This window comes from Streptomyces sp. MUSC 14, assembly GCF_001866675.1.
Lineage (GTDB): Bacteria > Actinomycetota > Actinomycetes > Streptomycetales > Streptomycetaceae > Streptomyces.
The window spans coordinates 90,699-107,273 of the sequence record NZ_MLYN01000038.1; the positions used below are offsets into that span (position 1 = coordinate 90,699).

Annotated in this window: 16 protein-coding genes and 1 riboswitch; of the genes, 1 reads left to right on the forward strand and 15 read right to left on the reverse strand. The window is 71.3% G+C overall.

What is annotated here, in order from left to right; genetic code table 11:
- Positions 1-42: 42 nt before the first annotated feature.
- Positions 43-1,419: an NAD(P)/FAD-dependent oxidoreductase gene (locus tag BIV25_RS25040; protein WP_079176875.1), complete on the reverse strand. Its 1,377-nt coding sequence runs from the start codon at positions 1,417-1,419 to the stop codon at positions 43-45.
- A 536-nt stretch (positions 1,420-1,955) separates the two neighbouring features.
- On the opposite strand from BIV25_RS25040, the gene BIV25_RS50450 reads away from it, so the two are divergent.
- Positions 1,956-2,162, forward strand: coding sequence for a hypothetical protein (locus tag BIV25_RS50450; protein ID WP_143076701.1), 207 nt, complete (start codon positions 1,956-1,958; stop codon positions 2,160-2,162).
- 78 nt (positions 2,163-2,240) lie between these two features.
- Here BIV25_RS50450 and BIV25_RS25045 read toward each other — a convergent pair whose 3' ends face one another.
- The 14 genes from BIV25_RS25045 to BIV25_RS25110 all read right to left on the reverse strand — a co-directional run bounded on the left by BIV25_RS25045 (position 2,241) and on the right by BIV25_RS25110 (position 16,516).
- A complete protein-coding gene (locus tag BIV25_RS25045; protein ID WP_071374663.1) occupies positions 2,241-3,194 on the reverse strand; it encodes a Ppx/GppA phosphatase family protein in 954 nt (317 codons plus the stop codon).
- Positions 3,191-3,739: a DUF501 domain-containing protein gene (locus tag BIV25_RS25050; protein WP_071374664.1), complete on the reverse strand. Its 549-nt coding sequence runs from the start codon at positions 3,737-3,739 to the stop codon at positions 3,191-3,193. Before BIV25_RS25050 ends, BIV25_RS25045 begins: the two co-directional genes overlap by 4 nt.
- Before the next feature lie 72 nt (positions 3,740-3,811).
- Positions 3,812-4,288, reverse strand: a complete 477-nt coding sequence (locus BIV25_RS25055; protein WP_071374665.1) for a septum formation initiator family protein — start codon at positions 4,286-4,288, stop codon at positions 3,812-3,814.
- Positions 4,289-4,411: 123 nt separating this feature from the next.
- Positions 4,412-5,698, reverse strand: coding sequence for a phosphopyruvate hydratase (gene eno / locus BIV25_RS25060; protein ID WP_071374666.1), 1,287 nt, complete (start codon positions 5,696-5,698; stop codon positions 4,412-4,414).
- A 336-nt stretch (positions 5,699-6,034) separates the two neighbouring features.
- The gene (locus tag BIV25_RS25065) at positions 6,035-6,754 is read right to left on the reverse strand and encodes a transglycosylase family protein (RefSeq protein WP_071374667.1); all 720 of its coding nucleotides are present in this window, start codon (positions 6,752-6,754) and stop codon (positions 6,035-6,037) included.
- Positions 6,755-6,758: 4 nt separating this feature from the next.
- Positions 6,759-6,933, reverse strand: a riboswitch (cyclic di-AMP (ydaO/yuaA leader).
- A gap of 182 nt (positions 6,934-7,115) precedes the next feature.
- Positions 7,116-8,225: a transglycosylase family protein gene (locus BIV25_RS25070; RefSeq protein WP_071374668.1), complete on the reverse strand. Its 1,110-nt coding sequence runs from the start codon at positions 8,223-8,225 to the stop codon at positions 7,116-7,118.
- Between the two features lie 192 nt (positions 8,226-8,417).
- Positions 8,418-9,788 (reverse strand): cytochrome P450, encoded by a 1,371-nt coding sequence (locus BIV25_RS25075; protein ID WP_371273064.1) that lies wholly within the window; start codon positions 9,786-9,788, stop codon positions 8,418-8,420.
- A 26-nt stretch (positions 9,789-9,814) separates the two neighbouring features.
- The gene (locus BIV25_RS25080; RefSeq protein WP_071374753.1) at positions 9,815-10,813 is read right to left on the reverse strand and encodes a nucleoside triphosphate pyrophosphohydrolase; all 999 of its coding nucleotides are present in this window, start codon (positions 10,811-10,813) and stop codon (positions 9,815-9,817) included.
- A 122-nt stretch (positions 10,814-10,935) separates the two neighbouring features.
- Positions 10,936-11,592, reverse strand: coding sequence for a SurA N-terminal domain-containing protein (locus tag BIV25_RS25085; RefSeq protein WP_071374669.1), 657 nt, complete (start codon positions 11,590-11,592; stop codon positions 10,936-10,938).
- Positions 11,593-11,739: 147 nt separating this feature from the next.
- Entirely contained in the window at positions 11,740-12,567 is an 828-nt protein-coding gene (locus BIV25_RS25090; protein WP_071374670.1) for a glycoside hydrolase domain-containing protein, read from the reverse strand.
- A gap of 72 nt (positions 12,568-12,639) precedes the next feature.
- Positions 12,640-14,133 carry a serine/threonine-protein kinase gene (locus BIV25_RS25095; protein WP_256256057.1) on the reverse strand — a complete coding sequence of 498 codons (1,494 nt, stop codon included), beginning with the start codon at positions 14,131-14,133 and terminating at the stop codon, positions 12,640-12,642.
- A gap of 38 nt (positions 14,134-14,171) precedes the next feature.
- Positions 14,172-14,801 (reverse strand): hypothetical protein, encoded by a 630-nt coding sequence (locus BIV25_RS25100; RefSeq protein WP_071374672.1) that lies wholly within the window; start codon positions 14,799-14,801, stop codon positions 14,172-14,174.
- Between the two features lie 138 nt (positions 14,802-14,939).
- Complete coding sequence (locus BIV25_RS25105) at positions 14,940-15,677, reverse strand: N-acetyltransferase (protein ID WP_071374754.1); 738 nt, start codon at positions 15,675-15,677, stop codon at positions 14,940-14,942.
- A 116-nt stretch (positions 15,678-15,793) separates the two neighbouring features.
- Positions 15,794-16,516 (reverse strand): HNH endonuclease family protein, encoded by a 723-nt coding sequence (locus BIV25_RS25110; protein ID WP_071374673.1) that lies wholly within the window; start codon positions 16,514-16,516, stop codon positions 15,794-15,796.
- Positions 16,517-16,575: the final 59 nt, after the last annotated feature.

Below are 16,575 nucleotides of genomic sequence, written 5' to 3' on the forward strand. Positions count from 1 at the left end.
ATGGCAGGGGGCCCTTCAGGATGTGCTCAAGTGACCCGAGGGTCAGGAGGCCTTGGCCTTCTCCTCGGTCTTGGCGGCGACCGGAGCCGGCTTGGCGGCCTCGTAGAACTCCTCGCGCGGGTTCTCCATCGCGCCGAGGGAGACGACCTCGCGCTTGAGGAACATGCCGAGGGTCCAGTCGGCGAAGACGCGGATCTTGCGGTTGAAGGTCGGCATCGCCATGCCGTGGTAACCACGGTGCATGTACCAGGCGAGGCGGCCCTTGAGCTTGATCTTCATCTTGCCCATGACGATCATCGCCACGCCCTTGTGCAGGCCGAGACCGGCGACCGCACCCTTGTTGGCGTGCTCGTACTCCTTCTGCGGGAAGCCCCGCATGCCGGAGACCACGTTGTCGCCGAGGACCTTCGCCTGGCGCAGCGCGTGCTGGGCGTTCGGCGGGCACCAGGCGTTCTCGTTGCCCGCCTTGCGGCCGACGAGGTCCGGGACCTGCGCGTTGTCGCCGGCGGCCCAGATGTAGTCCGTGCCCTTGACCTGGAGCGTGGGCTCGCAGTCGACGTGGCCGCGCGGGCCGAGGGGCAGACCGAAGCGGGAGAGGGCCGGGTTCGGCTTGACGCCGGCGGTCCACACGATCGTGTTGGAGTCGACCTCCAGGCCGTTCTTCAGCACGACGTGGCCGTCGACGCAGGAGTCCATGGAGGTGGAGAGGTAGATCTCCACGCCCCGGCTCTCCAGGTGCTCCTTGCCGTACTGGCCGAGCTTCGGGCCGACCTCGGGCAGGATCTTGTCGGCGGCGTCGACGAGGACGAACCGCATGTCCTCGCGGGAGACGTTCTTGTAGTACTTGGCCGCGTCCCGGGCCATGTCCTCGACCTCGCCGATGGTCTCCGCACCCGCGAAGCCACCGCCGATGAAGACGAAGGTGAGCGCCTTGCGGCGGATCTCCTCGTCGGTGGTGGACTCGGCCTTGTCGAGCTGCTCCAGCACGTGGTTGCGCAGGCCGATGGCCTCCTCGACACCCTTCATGCCGATGCCCTGCTCGGCGAGGCCGGGGATCGGGAAGGTGCGGGAGACCGCACCGAGGGCGATCACCAGGTAGTCGAAGGGCAGTTCGTACGCCTCACCCACCAGCGGGGCGATCGTGGCGACCTTGCGGTCCTGGTCGATGGTGGTGACCCGGCCGGTGAGGACCTCCGCCTTGGGGACCACGCGTCGCAGTGGGACGACGACATGGCGCGGGGAGATGTTGCCGGCGGCGGTTTCGGGGAGGAAGGGCTGGTAGGTCATGTACGACCGGGGGTCGACGACCGTGACGGTCGCCTCTCCGAAGCGCATCTTCTTGAGAATGCGCCGAGCTGCGTACAGGCCTACGTACCCACCGCCTACTACGAGGATCCTGGGACGCTCCGTGGTGCTCATGGCATCGAGTATCCACCCGCTCCAGGAGGGGTGCTCGTGCGCCCCTTCACAAGGTTCGACAGCGCCCGTGCTACACTCCGCGGCTCGCGTGACACAGGTCATGACGGGCGAGGGGAACCGCCGCATCCCGATGTCCGTTGTCAAGGCCGTGTGAGCTGCTCCTCTGGGTCACGACCGGGGGTGCGAGCCGGTCGAAACACCCCCCTCGGTACGCGATCCGAAGGCAGCGTACGACCCTCATCTGAACACGTTCAAAGGGCCCTTCGGCCCCCGAAAGGCCCAACAGGACCCCTTGAGCACCCCGGTCGGGCCGAATTCCTTGTGAAGAACTTCACGAAGTTTTCCGACGACATGTCACCGAGGGGCCCCGACGACCCCCGGAAGCCGCTCAAACGTTATCCGACCTGCTCAGCAGAAGGCTACCGATGAGTAATAAAAGAGAGTCGCGCAACAGCGCATCACCCGGCCGGCCCGCCGTTCACCCGTCAGCCACGCACCGCGCGAGAGCCGGCAGAAGCTCCCCTAGCGTGCCAGGCATGAACCCTTCACAGAAGGCCTCCCGTAAGGCCACGAAGCGTATGAGCGCGATCAGCGCGGTCCTGGGTATCGCTCTTGCCGCGGGAACGGCGACGGCCGCAACCGCGGTGGCGGCGGCGCCCGCTCCCCATCTCACCACCCAGGCGGCCGCCTTGGCCGGCGGGCACGGAGGCTGCCACGCTCTCATCGGCATCCTCTGCGCGTGACGGTCGTACCCGTGACCGAAGCGGCGGCCCTGTTTCCGCCCCCGGGCGGAACCGGGGCCGCTCCGTCTCACCGCGGCGCTACCGGAGCTCCTGCGCCACGGCCCACGCGATGCCGTCGAGGATGTCGTGCTCGCTCACCACGACCTCCTCGGCGCCGATCCGCTCCATGATCGCGAGCAGCACGAGGGCGCCCGCGCCGATGACGTCGACCCGGCCCGGGTGCAGGGACGGGATGGCGGCGCGCTCGGCGTGCGTGGAGCGCAGCAGCGACTCGGTGATCTCGCGGACCCGGTCGTAGGAGACCCGGGAGTGGTGGATGCGCGCGGAGTCGTACTCCGGCAGCTCCTGGGCGATGGCCGAGACGCTGGTGACGGACCCGGCGAGACCCACCAGGGTGCGCGCCTCGCGCAGCGGGACGGTCTGTTCGGCGAGGTCCAGGGCGGCCTCGATGTCGGCCCTCATGGCGGCGATCCGCTCCGCGGCGGGCGGGTCGGAGACCTCGCCGCCGTGCACCAGGTGGCGCTCCGTCATCCGCACACAGCCGACGTCGACCGAGCGCGCGGCCCGCACGTGCTCCTCGCCGACGACGAACTCGGTGGAGCCGCCGCCGATGTCCACGACCAGGTACGGCCGGGCCAGGTCGGCGCGGCCGGTCAGCTCCTTCGTGGCACCGGTGAAGGAGAACTCGGCCTCCTGGTCGCCGGTGATCACCTCCGGCTCGACCCCGAGGATGTCCAGCACACCGCGCACGAACTCGTCGCGGTTCTCGGCGTCGCGGGAGGCGGAGGTGGCGACGAAGCGGAGCTTCTCGGCGCCGTGCTCCTTGATGATCGCGGCGTACTCGCGGCAGGCCGCGAACGTCCGCTCCAGCGCCTCGGGCGCGAGCCGACCGGTGCGGTCGACGCCCTGGCCGAGCCGCACGATGGTCATCCGGCGGTCCAGGTCGACCAGTTCGCCCGTGGCCGGATCGCAGTCCGCGACCAGCAGCCGGATGGAGTTGGTACCGCAGTCGACGGCGGCGACCCGCGTCACTTCTCGTCCCCCTCTGTGGGCTCGGTGGCCTCGGTGAGCGTCACGCACGTGCCCTTGCGCCACCACTCCGGCAGCATCGCCAGGGCCTCGTCGCCGAGCGGGTTCACGCCCGGCCCGGCGGCCAGCGAGTGGGCCACCAGGACGTGCAGGCACTTGACCCGGTCCGGCATGCCGCCCGCGCTCGGGAAGCCCTTCAGCTCCTCGATCTCGTCCCGGCGCCGGATGTAGTCCTCGTGCGCGGCCCGGTAGGCGGCGGCCAGCTCCGGGTCGGTCGCCAGGCGCTCGGTCATCTCCTTCATCACGCCGTTCGCCTCCAGCGTGCCGATGGCGGAGGACGCCTTCGGGCACGTCAGGTAGTACAGCGTCGGGAAGGGCGTGCCGTCGGGCAGCCGAGGCGCCGTCTCCACGACGTCCGGCTGGCCGCAGGGGCAGCGGTGCGCGATGGCCCGCAGGCCCCGCGGCGGGCGGCCGAGCTGCTGCTTGAAGGCCTCGACGTCCGCGTCGGTGGGCTCGGTGCGCGAAGTGGGCGGCGGAGGGGTTTCCATGACTGCTTTCAGAGCGGCTTTCTCAGAAGGGACGGTGGGGAAAGGGCGGTGGAGAAGGGGCGAGCCGTCGGTTCACTGGTCGGAGGCGTCGGACTTGTCGACCCCGTCCCAGACATTGGCGTACCAGGGCCGCTGGGCGGCCTTCAGGTCGGCGCGGGACTGCCTGGCCGTGCCGGGATCGACGACCGTGTACCCGGTCTCCCCCGGCATCACATAATGCAGCCGGCGCCGGATCTCCTGCTCGGCGTAGGTGTCGTCCTGCCAGCGCGCCTTGAGGTCGCGCAGCTGCTCGACGCGCTGCTCGGCCTGCTGCTTCTGCCGCTGGAGGTCGGAGATCTGCGCGCGCTGGGTGACGTACTGGCGCATCGGGTACGCGAGCGCGACGATCATCGTGCACAGCACCAGCACGAGCAGCGCCGCGCGCCCGGTGAGCCGGGAGCGGCGGGCCTGCCGCTTGGTCTGGGAGCGGTAGACCCGGGCCGCAGTCTGCTCACCGAGCAGCCGCAGCCTGGTCGCGGTGGAGAAACGGTCCCGGTCCCTCGCGCCCATCTGGCTCTCCGCCTCCCCTTGCGCTGTGCCTTGCACGCTGCACACGTGCGTACGTCCCCGGACACGGTACGGGACCGGTACGGGGACGTACGTACGACTGGCTAGGACTTACCTCTTAACGGCTCAGCCCTTGAAGCGGGGGAAGGCGCTGCGGCCCGCGTACACCGCGGCGTCGTCGAGGATCTCCTCGATGCGCAGCAGCTGGTTGTACTTGGCGACGCGCTCGGAGCGGGCCGGGGCGCCGGTCTTGATCTGGCCGCAGTTGGTGGCGACGGCCAGGTCGGCGATGGTGACGTCCTCGGTCTCGCCGGAGCGGTGCGACATCATGCACTTGAAGCCGCTGCGCTGGGCCAGCTCGACGGCGTCCAGGGTCTCGGTCAGCGAGCCGATCTGGTTGACCTTGACCAGCAGGGCGTTGGCGGTGCCCTCCTCGATGCCGCGGGCGAGGCGCTCGGGGTTGGTGACGAACAGGTCGTCGCCGACGAGCTGGACCTTGTCGCCGAGGCGGTCGGTGATGACCTTCCAGCCGGCCCAGTCGTCCTCGAACAGCGGGTCCTCGATGGAGACGAGCGGGTACGCGGAGACGAGCTCCTCGTAGTACTCCGTCATCTCGGCGGCGGAGCGCTCCTTGCCCTCGAAGAGGTACTTGCCGTCCTTGTAGAACTCGGAGGCGGCGACGTCGAGCGCGAGGGCGATCTGCTGACCGGGGACGTAACCGGCCTCCTTGATCGCCTCCAGGATGAGGTCGAGGGCGGCGCGGTTCGACTCCAGGTTCGGGGCGAAGCCGCCCTCGTCGCCCAGGCCCGTGGACAGGCCCTTGTTCTTCAGGACCTTCTTCAGCGTGTGGTAGACCTCGGCACCCCAGCGCAGCGCCTCGGAGAAGGACTCCGCGCCGATCGGAGCGATCATGAACTCCTGGATGTCCACGTTGGAGTCCGCGTGCGAACCGCCGTTGAGGATGTTCATCATCGGCACCGGCAGCAGGTGCGCGTTCGGACCGCCCAGGTAGCGGAACAGCGGCAGGTCGCTGGCCTCGGAGGCGGCGTGGGCGACGGCGAGGGAGACGCCGAGGATGGCGTTGGCGCCGAGGGAGCCCTTGTTGTCGGTGGCGTCCAGGTCGAACATGGCCTGGTCGATCAGACGCTGCTCGGTGGCGTCGTAGCCGACGAGCTCCGGGCCGATCTGCTCGATGACGGCGAGGACGGCCTTCTCGACACCCTTGCCCTGGTAGCGGTTCGGGTCACCGTCGCGCAGCTCGATGGCCTCGAAGGCACCGGTCGAGGCGCCCGACGGAACGGCGGCACGACCCGTGCTGCCGTCGTCGAGGCCGACCTCGACCTCGACCGTGGGGTTGCCTCGGGAGTCCAGGATTTCCCGGGCTACGACGACGTCGATGGACGGCACGAGCATCTCCTTCTTGGATGTGACGCTGGAAGTGCGGGGCGGTGCGCCTTACGGCGGCGCCGTGCGACTAGAGCCTAACCGTCTCCGGGGGATCGGCCCGCGACCGACCGCCCCGTGGACGCGGTGGGACACGCAGACGGTACCCATTGTTCACCCTCGGAACAAAAGGGGCTGCCGATGAGACCCGGCTGAAGTGTGGGGAAACAGAAAGCCCCGTCCCGGCGCGTACGGGGGAACACGCGCCGGGACGGGGAGCCCGTGGGGACGGGGGTGACCCTCACGGGGTCCTCGGTGTGGGGGGTGGGGATGTGAGGGCGCTGTGCGTCCGGCCGGAGCCGGATGTCACTTCAGGTGCAGCTGCTGACCGGGGTAGATGAGGTTCGCGTCCTCGACGATGTCCTTGTTCAGCTCGAACAGCTTCTGCCAGCCGCCGGCGACGTGGTGCTTCGCGGCGATGGCGCTGAGGGTGTCACCCGTGACGACCTTGTACTCGCCGTCGCCCTTCTTGACCTTCTTGCCGGTCGGGGTGGTGACGGTCTTGCTCGCCTTCGGGGCCGTGCGCTCGGCGGAGCGGGTGGCGGCCTGCTGGTCGGCGGAGCGGGTGGCGGTGCTGCTCGACGAGCTGCTGCCGGCGGAGGAGCTGCTGCCGGTGGAGCCGGCGCCGGTGCTCGGGGCGGAGCCGTTGTACGCGGCGGAGGACAGGCCCGTGCCGCAGACCGGCCAGGCGCCCTTGCCCTGCGAGGCGAGGACCTTCTCGGCGACGGCGATCTGCTGCGCCTTGGTGGCCTGGTTGGCGGTCGAGGCGTAGGCGCTGCCGCCGTACGCGGCCCAGGTGGAGGCGGAGAACTGGAGACCGCCGTAGAAGCCGTTGCCGGTGTTGATGGACCAGTTGCCACCCGACTCGCACTGGGCGACCGCGTCCCACTCGGAGGCGGTGGCGGCGGAGGCATTGCCGGCCGCCATCAGCGGAGCGGCGACGGCGGCACCGGTGACACCGGCCAGCGCGACGACGCGGACGGTCTTGGACGGACGGCGGTGCTTGCCCTTGCCGGAAAACAGCATGGATCGATCCCCTCACCGACGCCTGCGAGGTGAGCTGTCGGGTTCGGGCCGGTTGAGTTGCCCGGCCGCACGCCCGCTTTCGCGGGCCTGCGGCTCCACCCCAAGCCGGTTCCGGCATCAACTGCCGGTCCCAGCACCTACCTTGGGTCCCCCGCTCCTGCCTACGGCGCTTGACGCGACGACTGTTCCCGGACGGCCGCTGGCAGGATTCGGCGTTGCGGCAGCCGGGGCTCGTGGTGACGAGCGGTCCTGACCGTAGACAGGCGATCGACGGAATTTCAAAGACGATCAGGGCTTCTGAGACTCATCCCACACTTTCGCCAAAACGGACATTAGCGATCAAGCGGGGCGCCAACTCGCCCTACTCCGCGTCCGTTTCGTGACCAACTTCCAGGGTCTGACCGGCAGTGATCTGGTTCGGGTCGGCCCCTACCACCTTCTTGTTGCCGTCGTAGAGCGCACGCCATCCGCCGTCGACGCCAAGGGAGTCGGCGATGGAGGCGAGCGTGTCACCCTCGCGGACCGTGTAGGTGTCCGTCTCACGGCCCGCATGGCGACCCGGGGACGCGGCATCCTGACCGTTTGTCACGCTTTCGTCCGCGCTTCCGCCGCGGTGACGCCCGCCACTGCTGAGCGCCCCCGTGTCGACCAGGCTCCAGGAACCGGCACCCTGTCCGTAATCGTCCGACTCGTCGGTTCCAGGGGTGGCACTCGGAGAGCTGTCCTCGCCCTGCGCGCCCCCGCCGCCGGAGGAACCGGTCGAACCGCCGGAACCGGATGCACCAGCCTTGCCGCCCTTGTCACCCTTGTCGGACTTATGGCCGTCCGCCCCCTTGGAGCCGTGCGACGCACCCGCCCCCCTGCCGTTCCCATCGCTCGCGCTCGGCCCGGGCGTGGCACCGGCGTCCGAGGAAGCGCCCGCGTCGGAGCCGGAGCGGGAGCCCGACCCGTCCCCGGAGCCCGAATCGGCCCCGGACGAGTCCGACAGGCCGGACGAGTCGGAATTGTCCGTCGATCCGGAGTCATCACCCGAGCCCTTGCCGTTGCCGGAGTTCCCGGAGCTACCGACACCCGTGTCGACGTCGACCGAACCCGAGTCGGACGTCAGCCCGGCGGTCAGCGCGCACATGGTCCACGGCTTGGTGCCCTGGGCGGCGAGGATCTTCTCGGCGACGGCGATCTGCTGGTTGCGGCTGGCCTGGTCGGCGCTGTCGGCGTACTGCGCGCCGCCGTACTTGTCCCAGTCGTCCTGCGATATCTGGAGACCGCCGTAGTACCCGTTACCGCTGTTCTGGCTCCAGGAGCCGCCGCTCTCGCACTCGGCGACCTTGTCCCAGGTGGTGCCGTCGGCCGCGTGGGCGCTCGCGGCACCGAGCAGCGGGAGGGCGATGGCGGAGCCGGTCACGCCGGCCGCGACGAGGAGGGCCGGAGCCTGACGGGGGCGACGGTGACGACCGTTCCCGGTGAGCATGCGGAAGCCTTTCGTGCGACAGCAGGACCGGCGCGGCGGCGGCCGGTGCCGGTCGCCACGCTGATGGGTGAACGTATCGGCACTCGATCACTTGTCACAAGTTAGTGCCGCGCAGATCACGTGAAGATCACAGAGTTGAACCCCGGTCATGTTTCGTTCTCTACAAGGCCGTTACGCCGGTTTCGCCCACCCCTACGACGCTTCTGCGACAGCCGCGGTTCCCCCGCCCTCGGGGGCCGGGGTGAACTCCACCGGCAGGGTGCGCAGCCCCCGCATGATCAGCCCGCCGCGCCAGCGCAGCTCGGCCGGATCGGCGGCGAGCCGCAGGTCGGGCAGCCGGGTGAACAGCGTGGCGAGCGCGCTCTGGCCCTCCAGGCGGGCGAGCGGGGCACCGAGGCAGTAGTGGATGCCGTGGCCGTAGCCGAGGTGCTGGTTGTCCCGGCGGGAGAGGTCCAGCACATCCGGCTCGGCGAACCGCTCCGGATCCCGGTCGGCCGCCGCGAGCACCACGAGCACCGGGTCGCCGGGCGCGATGTCCTGCCCGCCGATGACGAGCGGCTCGGTGGCGAACCGCCAGGTGGCCAGCTCCACCGGGCCGTCGTAGCGCAGCAGTTCCTCGATACCGGTCTCCAGCAGGCTCCGCTCCCCGCGCGCCAGGGAGTCCTGGAGGCGCCGGCGCTGCTCGGGGTGGGTGAGCAGGGCGTAGGTGCCGTTGCCGATCAGGTTCACCGTGGTCTCGAAACCGGCGAACAGGAGGATGAAGGCCATGGCGGCGGCCTCGTTCTCGGTGAGGTGCTCGCCGTGGTCGGAGGCGCGGATGAGGCCGGAGATCAGGTCCTCGCCGGGCACGGGCTCGACGGGCAGCGCCTCGCGCTTCTTGTGGATCAGCTCGGCGAGGTAGCCGCGCATCTTCTTGACGGAACGCGCGACCCCGCCCCTCGGCCCGCCGCCGTGCCGGATCATCATGCCCGCCCAGTCCCGGAAGTCGTCCTGGTCCTCGCGCGGGACGCCGAGCATGTCGCAGATGGCGTAGATGGGCAGGGGGAAGGCGAACTCGTGGATGAGGTCGGCCGACCCCCTTTCCGCGAACCGGTCGATGAGGTGGTCGGTCAGCTCCTGCACCCGGTGCGCGAACTCGGCGACACGGCGGGGCGTGAACGCCTTGCTGACCAGCCGGCGCAGCCGGGTGTGGTCCGGCGGGTCGATGTTCAGCAGATGTGTCATCAGCTCGGCCTTGCGCTCGCCGGGGATTCCGGTCTTGCCCCTGGCGTGCGCGGGCTCGTCGTGATGTGCCGGGTTCTTGCTCAATCGCTGGTCGGCGAGGGCCTGCCGGGCATCGGCGTACCGCGTGACCAGCCATGCCTCCACCCCGCTGGGCAACCGCGTCCGGTGCACGGGGGCGTGCTCCCGCAGCCAGGCGTACGCCGGGTACGGATCGGTGGCGAACTCCCAGGAGAACAGCTCGGGAGCGGATCCCGGGGCGCGGGTCGCGGCGGAGCCGGCCGGGGTGCCGGGACTGCCGGGGGCGCCGGGGGCGGTCGAGGGGTGGTGCTGGTCGGTCACCCCTCGACGGTATCCGGGCCCGCCCGTCACCCCTGCTCCGGTGCCGTGCCTTCCGCCTGGCGTATCGCGTCCCGGTACGCCCGCGCCGCCGCGCGCAGGGCCGCCTCCGGGTCGACGCCGGCCGCCTCGGCGCGGACCGCCAGGGCCAGCAGTTCGTAGCCGACGCCCTCGCCGCGCGGGAGGGGGACGTCCAGGGCCGCCGCACGGGCGCGGGAGGCGAGCTTGGCGGCGAGGGCCAGGCCGGGCTGGCCGAGCGGGACGCCCTCCGTGACCGAGGTGCGCCGCTTCTCCTCGGCCTTGGTGCGCAGCCAGTGCTCCTTGACGTCCTCCGGGGTCTCGGCCTTCTCGTCGCCGAAGACGTGCGGGTGGCGGTGGACGAGCTTGGCGACGATGCCGCCGGCCACGTCGTCGACGGAGAACGGCGCGTCCGGGTGCTCCTCGGCGATCCGGGAGTGGAAGACGACCTGGAGGAGGACGTCGCCCAGCTCCTCGCGCAGCTCCTCGCGGTCGCCGGCCTCGATCGCCTCGACCAGTTCGTACGCCTCCTCGATGCCGTACTTGGCGAGGCCCTCGTGGGTCTGCCGGGAGGACCAGGGGCATTCCATGCGGATCCGGTCCATGACCTGTACGAGGTCCAGCAGGCGGGCGCCGGGCAGGTCGTAGGAGGCGGGCAGCAGCTCCAGCTCCGGCATGGTGACGCGGCCGGAGCCGGCCAGCCGGGCCAGGCCGTCGGTGAGGGCGGGCTCGCCCTCGCCGGTGGCCACGACCACCACCGTCCGCCCGCCGGCGCACGCGTCGACCAGCTCCTGCGCGGCGGGGGACGCCTGCGCCACCGCTATCCCGGCCTCGCGCAGATAGGGCAGCTGCGGATGCGCGCCGTCCGCGCACAGCACGGTGTCGGCCGCGCGCAGGGCCTGCCAGGCGGGCCAGGACAGCAGGCCGGGAGCGACGCGGTGACTGGTGGTGAGCAGGACGATGCGGCCGGGGCCGGCCGTGGGGGCGAGGTCGGAGCTGGATGCGTTCACGATCCGAACGTAACCCACGGCGCCGACGAGCGGATTCGGTTATCCACAGGCTGGGGAGAGTCATGCGATCGTATGACCGACACGCTGACGTGTTGCGTGGACGGCAGGGCCGCACGCCCCTCCTAGGCCGTCACCGGCTCTCCGCCCCCGGCGCTCGTCGTGACCTCCCGCACCCAGGGTGTCCTGGCGTCCACCCGGCTGCTCTTCTGCACGTCCCAGGCGCCGTAGCGCGGATTGACGTCGATGCGCAGTTCCTGGGACGCCTTGGACAGTGCCTTCCAGAAGGCCGGCTGGCTGGTGTCGGTGCCGAGCTGCTTGGCCAGCTGCTGCGCCTCCAGCTGGAGCCGGAGGTTGTCGTCGAGGCGGGCCGGGGCGATGCCGTACTTCTGGAGCCAGGCCGTCTCCAGCGCCGTCGCGCCGCCCGCCTGCTGCTCCAGGTTCGCACGCATCTGCTCGACCTCGTGGCGGGTCACCGAGATGCCCTGGTCCTGCGCGGCGCGGTGCAGCACCTGGTCGAGGACCATGTTGTGCAGGGTGTCGCGGGTGAGGCTGCTGGTGGAGGCGAGGACCTGCTGGTACTGCGCCTCGTCCGGCACCGCGGCCCGCTGTGCCCTGCGGACCTCGTCGACCCGGTTCTCCAGCTGGGAGACGGTGATCCGCTGTCCGCCGACGACGGCCGCGGCGCCCGGGTGCGCATCGCTTCCGCAGGCGGTCAGCAGGGGTGCCGCGGCGGCGATCGCGGCGGTGAGGACGAGCGCGGTGCGACGGCGGCGGTGCAAGGAAACCTCCAAGGGGAGATTGTGCGACGGAGCACAAAGTCTTGCGGTGATCGATGGTAGGCAGTGGGAGGGCCGGGGCCAACCCATGGGACCAACGATTCACGCGCGCTTCGGGCACCGCCGCACGCGCCCCTTGTGCCGCAGGGCTCAGCCGACGATGGCCACGGGCGCGTCCCACGCGTCCCGGTCGACGGTGAGCGTGACGCCGCCGTGCGCCTCCTTGCTGTTCACCATGTACTGATGGCCGCGGCTGTGACCGGTGAACTGGCTCGTCCCCCACGGCCAGTCCGCGGTCGTCGTGTTCTGCTTGTCCCACAGCGCGTACCAGAGGTTGCCCGGCAGGTCCGTCTTGTCCTTGGCCGTCGCGATCGCCTTGGCGCTGGAGCTGGTGAAGCCGTAGGAGCCGCTGCGGTACGTCTTGGCGCGCAGCCCCTTGTCGAAGGCGCGCACGTACGTCAGCACGGCGTTGTCGCACGAGGTGTTCGTGGTGTCGTACGCCTCCATGTCGAGGTAGACCGGGCTGCCCGCCTTCATGCCGAGCGCGGAGGCCTTGGCGACGGCGTCGGCGGCGTCCTGTGTGCCCAGGGAGGCGGCCGTCGACGCGGTCAGCTTCTCCGGGCTGGAGCCGGACTGGCAGGGCGGCTGGGCGCCGACGTAGAGCGGGATGAGCTTCCAGCCCAGGGAGTTGACCGACTTCACCCAGGAGGCGGTGAGGTTGGGCTGGGCGCAGCCGCGGTTCCTGCCGCCCACGTAGACGGCGGCGGCACCGTAGAAGCCGGTGTGCCAGGCCTTCATCGCGGACTGCGAGGGCGCGGTGCACGTGTCGAACGCGCGCCCGGTGAAGGTCTTCTGCGCCGGCCAGGCGGTCGCGGCCATGGAGGTCTGCGCGGCGATCCCGGCCCCGGCGACCACGGCGGCTCCGACCGCCGCCCACGTGATGTATCTGCGCTTCTTCGACTGCCGGTGACCGGCCATGAATCCCCACCCCTTGCGTGTGTCGCCCCTGCTCGGTCGGCGGAGCGAAGCGCAAGGTATCAACTGCCCCCGCTAGCCGCGCACCTGGCCCAGCCATTGCAGGGTGCGCCGGATCTCCAGGGCCGTCGGGTGGCCGGGGCCGTGCAGCCGCTCCACGTCCATCAGCAGGCGCGCGAGCGTGTCGTGGGCGGAGGGCCGGTCGCCGAGCGCGAGCAGGAGATGGCCGATGCGCCGGCGCACCTCGTGCGCGAGCTGGGGGTCGCCGGAGACGTACTGGTTCTCGTAGTACGGCAGCAGCGCGCGGTACTCGGCGAGCGCCGCGGCCGGTTCGCCGAGCTGTTCCAGGCACTGCGCGGACTCGTAGCGGTAGCGCAGCGACTGCGGGTCGGCGTGGCCGGCCTCGGTGGCGCGCTCGGCGGCCAGACGGCGCAGTTCGGGCAGCGCGCGCCGGTACTGGCCGTCGTCCATGAGCGTGGCCGCGTACTGCTTGCGCAGGGAGCGCACGACCGGGGAGTGCTCGCCGTGTTGTGCGGCGGCCGCGGGCAGGATCGCGCCCAGGATGTCCACGGCCTGGGTGATGCGCCCCTCCCCCAGCAGCCGCTTGACCTCGTCCACGGCCGCGGCGACGTCGGGCTTCCCGTCCACCGGGGGCGGCGGCGCGACGGGGGCGGGCTGGGGCGCGGGCGTCCGCGCGCGGTCCGGCCATGGGGCGTGCGGGCGCAGGAAAGGGCGTGTGGGGTCCAGGGGCGCCCCGGTGGGCGTCCCCCGCGCGGGCAGGAGCGACTCCAGGTCCTCGTACACCTCCTGCGCGGAGCCCGGCCGGTGCTGGGGGTCCTTGGCGAGCAGCCGCAGGACGAGCGCCTCCAGCGCCTCGGGGACCTCGGGGCGGATCCGGCGCACCGGCTGCGGGGGCTCGTACAGATGCCGGTGCAGCACGCCGAGCGCCGTGGAGCCCGCGAACGGCACGTCCCCGCTGAGCAGTTCGTGCATCAGCACCCCGAGCGCGTACAGATCGGTGTACGGGCCCACCGCACCGCCCATCGCCTGCTCCGGCGCCATGTAGGCGGGCGAGCCGATCGGGGAGCCGGTGTGGGTCAGGCGGGTGGTGTCGGTGTCCATGACCGAGGCCACGCCCAGGTCGAGCACGGTGACCGTGCCGTCCTGCTTCACCATCACGTTGCGCGGCTTGAGGTCGCGGTGGACGATCGGCACGGCGTGCACGGCGCTCAGCACGGCGCACAGTTGCGCGGCCACCGCGACCGCCCACGGCCACGGGTACGGGTCACGCTCGGCGAGGTGGTCGGACAGGTCGGCGCCGTCGACGTACTGCATGACGAGGAACAGCTCCTCGCCCTCGCTGCCCGCGTCGTGCACGGTGACCAGGCCGGGGTGGTCGACCTGCGCGGTCACCCGGCACTCGCGCAGGAACCGGCGGCGCAGTTCGTCCGCCTCCTGGCCCGCCACCTTGTCGGGGCGCAGCAGCTTCACCGCCACGCGCCGGTCGAGCCGCCGGTCGTACGCCGTCCAGACCTGGCCCATGCCGCCCTGCCCGATGAGCGTGGACAGTTCGTACCGGCCGGCGACGACTCGTCCTGCCGCCACGCTCACCTTCCGCCCTCGTGCCCGTCGTGCCGGCCGTCGTGCTTGCGCAGGTAGTCGCTCAGCTCGTCCAGTTCGGCGCGGACCTGCTCGATGTGGCTGGGCGCCGGGCGCCGGGGCGGTGCCGGGACGTGCGGCTGGGGCGGTGCAGGGGTGTGCGGTATCGGGGCGGGGGCGTACGGGAGTTGCGGCGTGCTCGGGGTGGCCGGGGCGGTCGTCGCGATGTACGGCCCCACGGGCCGCGGGTATCCGTAGCCCGGCGCCGAGGGCACCCGGCCGGCGTAGGCCCGGCGGAGTCCATGGAAGTGGCGTATGTCCGCGTAGAGGTAGTAACCGGCGCAGGCGACGGCGTTCAGCAGGAGCATGCTCATGCCCAGGGTGCCGTTCGCCGAGCTGAAGTCGTCGGTGTGGTCGGTGCTGAAGAGGCCGAAGCAGATGCCGAGGACCACCAGGGAACCGCCGAAGAACCACCACTCGGCGGGCCTGCGGGACACGATCGCCGCGCGCAACGGCGCCACCCACGCGAGGAATCCGAGGCTGCCGAGCGCCACCACCACGAAGATCACGCGCAACACGACCAGCACCCCGGTCGAGGGTGGCTGCGGCGGAGGCGGCGCGTAGCCGTGGCCGTGCATGGCTGCTCCTGGAGACCTGATACGTACGGACGTGTGTGCTGTGTCCGAGCGTATAGGCCGACACGGACAGCCGGTCCCGGGTGTACCGAACCGTTGCCGCGGCGCCCGCTCGAACTCGTCGGGCGGGAGGCAGCACCCTCACAACGCGTGCCGCATCCACACGTTGGGCTCGACATAGACGCCGTACCCGCGCTCCGCCTCGCAGCGGACCGGGACGAGCGCGCCGGGGACCTCGACGTCCCCGGTGGTGTCGAACGGCAGCCCGGTCCAGCGGCGCCACTCCTCCAGTGCGGCGCCGACCGTCATCGAGGCCGGGGCGACGGAGTCGATGGTGCCGCCCACGCGCGCGGGCACGCGCAGCCACGGGTCCTCCGGCAGCCCGTCGGGGCGTAACCGGTAGGCGTACTCGGTCATCGGGGTGTGCGGTTCCAGGTGTTTTGCGCTCGGGCGGACGGGGGCGACGACCTCGTGGAAGCCGTGGGCGCGGGCGTTGTCCCGCATCGCCGAGAGCATGACGGCGGACAGGCCGTGGCCCTGGGCTCGGGGAGCGATGGTGACGGCGCTCACCGTGTCCGGGCGGGTGCCGCGGCGCAGGTCTGCGAAGGCCCACAGCAGGATCTGGTCCCAGCCCCGCGCGGGCAGCGCACCCCGGCCCTCGGCGTCGAGGGCGAAGGGCACGCTGAAGGCGTGGGCGAGGATCTCGCCGTGCTCGTCCTCGGCGAACAGCGCGTGCTGCGGCAGCTCGGCGGCGATACGGCCGTAGTGCGCGGTGCCCACGGGGTCGTTGGTCACGAACTCGGGCCATGTGTCGGCCATCTCGAGCATCTCGCGGAGCCGGTCGGGCCGGTCGGCGATGCTGCTCACCCTGACATCCATGCCGGCCACGGTAGGCGGCACCGCGCCCCGCCCGGTACCGGATTACCCGCCGCCCGGCGTACGGCGCCGCCCTCGCTCGTGCGGCCGCCCTCGCTCGTGCGTACGCCGGGACCGGCTCACTTCGCCGTGAAGCGCTCCGGTGCCTTGGTCGGGTTGCCGCCGGAGGGGAGTGTCTGGCCCGGGCAGCCGGCCAGGACCTTCTTCATGGCGGCTTTCTCGGCGTCGGTGACCCACAGGCCGTACTTCTTCTTCACGGCGACCTGGGTGGCCACATAGGTGCAGCGGTACGCCCCGTTCGGCGGCAGCCAGGTGGCCGCGTCGCCGTCGCCCTTGCCGCGGTTGGTGCTCGCGTCCACCGCGACGAGGTTGAGGGGGTCGTTGGCCAGCGCGATGCGCTTGGCGGCGTCCCAGTACCCGGCGCCCTTCTGCCAGGCGTCGGAGAGCGGGACGACATGGTCGATGTCGACCTGGCTGGCGCCGCGCCGGTAGGTGATCTCCTTGCCGGAGTAGGGGTCGGGTTCGAGCAGGCCGTAGGTGACCTTGCAGCTGCCGCCGGTCGTCTTCACGCTCTTCAGGTCCCGCTTGAGGATGTCGTCGCGGGTGTCGCAGGAGTTGGAGTCGGTGTCCGCCCAGGCCGTGCCGAACCGGGCGCGGGAGTAACCGGTCTTCGGGGCACGCCCTTTGACGGTCAGTGAGTCGACGGCGGCCATGACCGCGCCCCCGCCGCCGGACCGCTCGGGCCCGGAGGCCCCCTTGGTCCTGTCCGTGTTGCAGCCGGCCACGGCGGTCACCACCACCACGGCGGCGGCCGCGACCGCCCCGCCCCTCAGACGCGTCACGGTACGTCCCCCTCGCTCGCTCAGCCCGGCCCGCTCGCGGACACAGGCGGAATCGTTCC

Coding starts and splice junctions, on each gene's coding strand:
- BIV25_RS25100 (WP_071374672.1), bottom strand. CDS start 14,801: ATGCACGGCCACGGCTACGCGCCGCCTCCGCCGCAGCCACCCTCGACC.
- BIV25_RS50450 (WP_143076701.1), top strand. CDS start 1,956: ATGAACCCTTCACAGAAGGCCTCCCGTAAGGCCACGAAGCGTATGAGC.
- BIV25_RS25105 (WP_071374754.1), bottom strand. CDS start 15,677: ATGGATGTCAGGGTGAGCAGCATCGCCGACCGGCCCGACCGGCTCCGC.
- BIV25_RS25065 (WP_071374667.1), bottom strand. CDS start 6,754: ATGCTGTTTTCCGGCAAGGGCAAGCACCGCCGTCCGTCCAAGACCGTC.
- BIV25_RS25050 (WP_071374664.1), bottom strand. CDS start 3,739: ATGGAAACCCCTCCGCCGCCCACTTCGCGCACCGAGCCCACCGACGCG.
- BIV25_RS25070 (WP_071374668.1), bottom strand. CDS start 8,225: ATGCTCACCGGGAACGGTCGTCACCGTCGCCCCCGTCAGGCTCCGGCC.
- BIV25_RS25090 (WP_071374670.1), bottom strand. CDS start 12,567: ATGGCCGGTCACCGGCAGTCGAAGAAGCGCAGATACATCACGTGGGCG.
- BIV25_RS25040 (WP_079176875.1), bottom strand. CDS start 1,419: ATGAGCACCACGGAGCGTCCCAGGATCCTCGTAGTAGGCGGTGGGTAC.
- BIV25_RS25055 (WP_071374665.1), bottom strand. CDS start 4,288: ATGGGCGCGAGGGACCGGGACCGTTTCTCCACCGCGACCAGGCTGCGG.
- eno (WP_071374666.1), bottom strand. CDS start 5,698: ATGCTCGTGCCGTCCATCGACGTCGTCGTAGCCCGGGAAATCCTGGAC.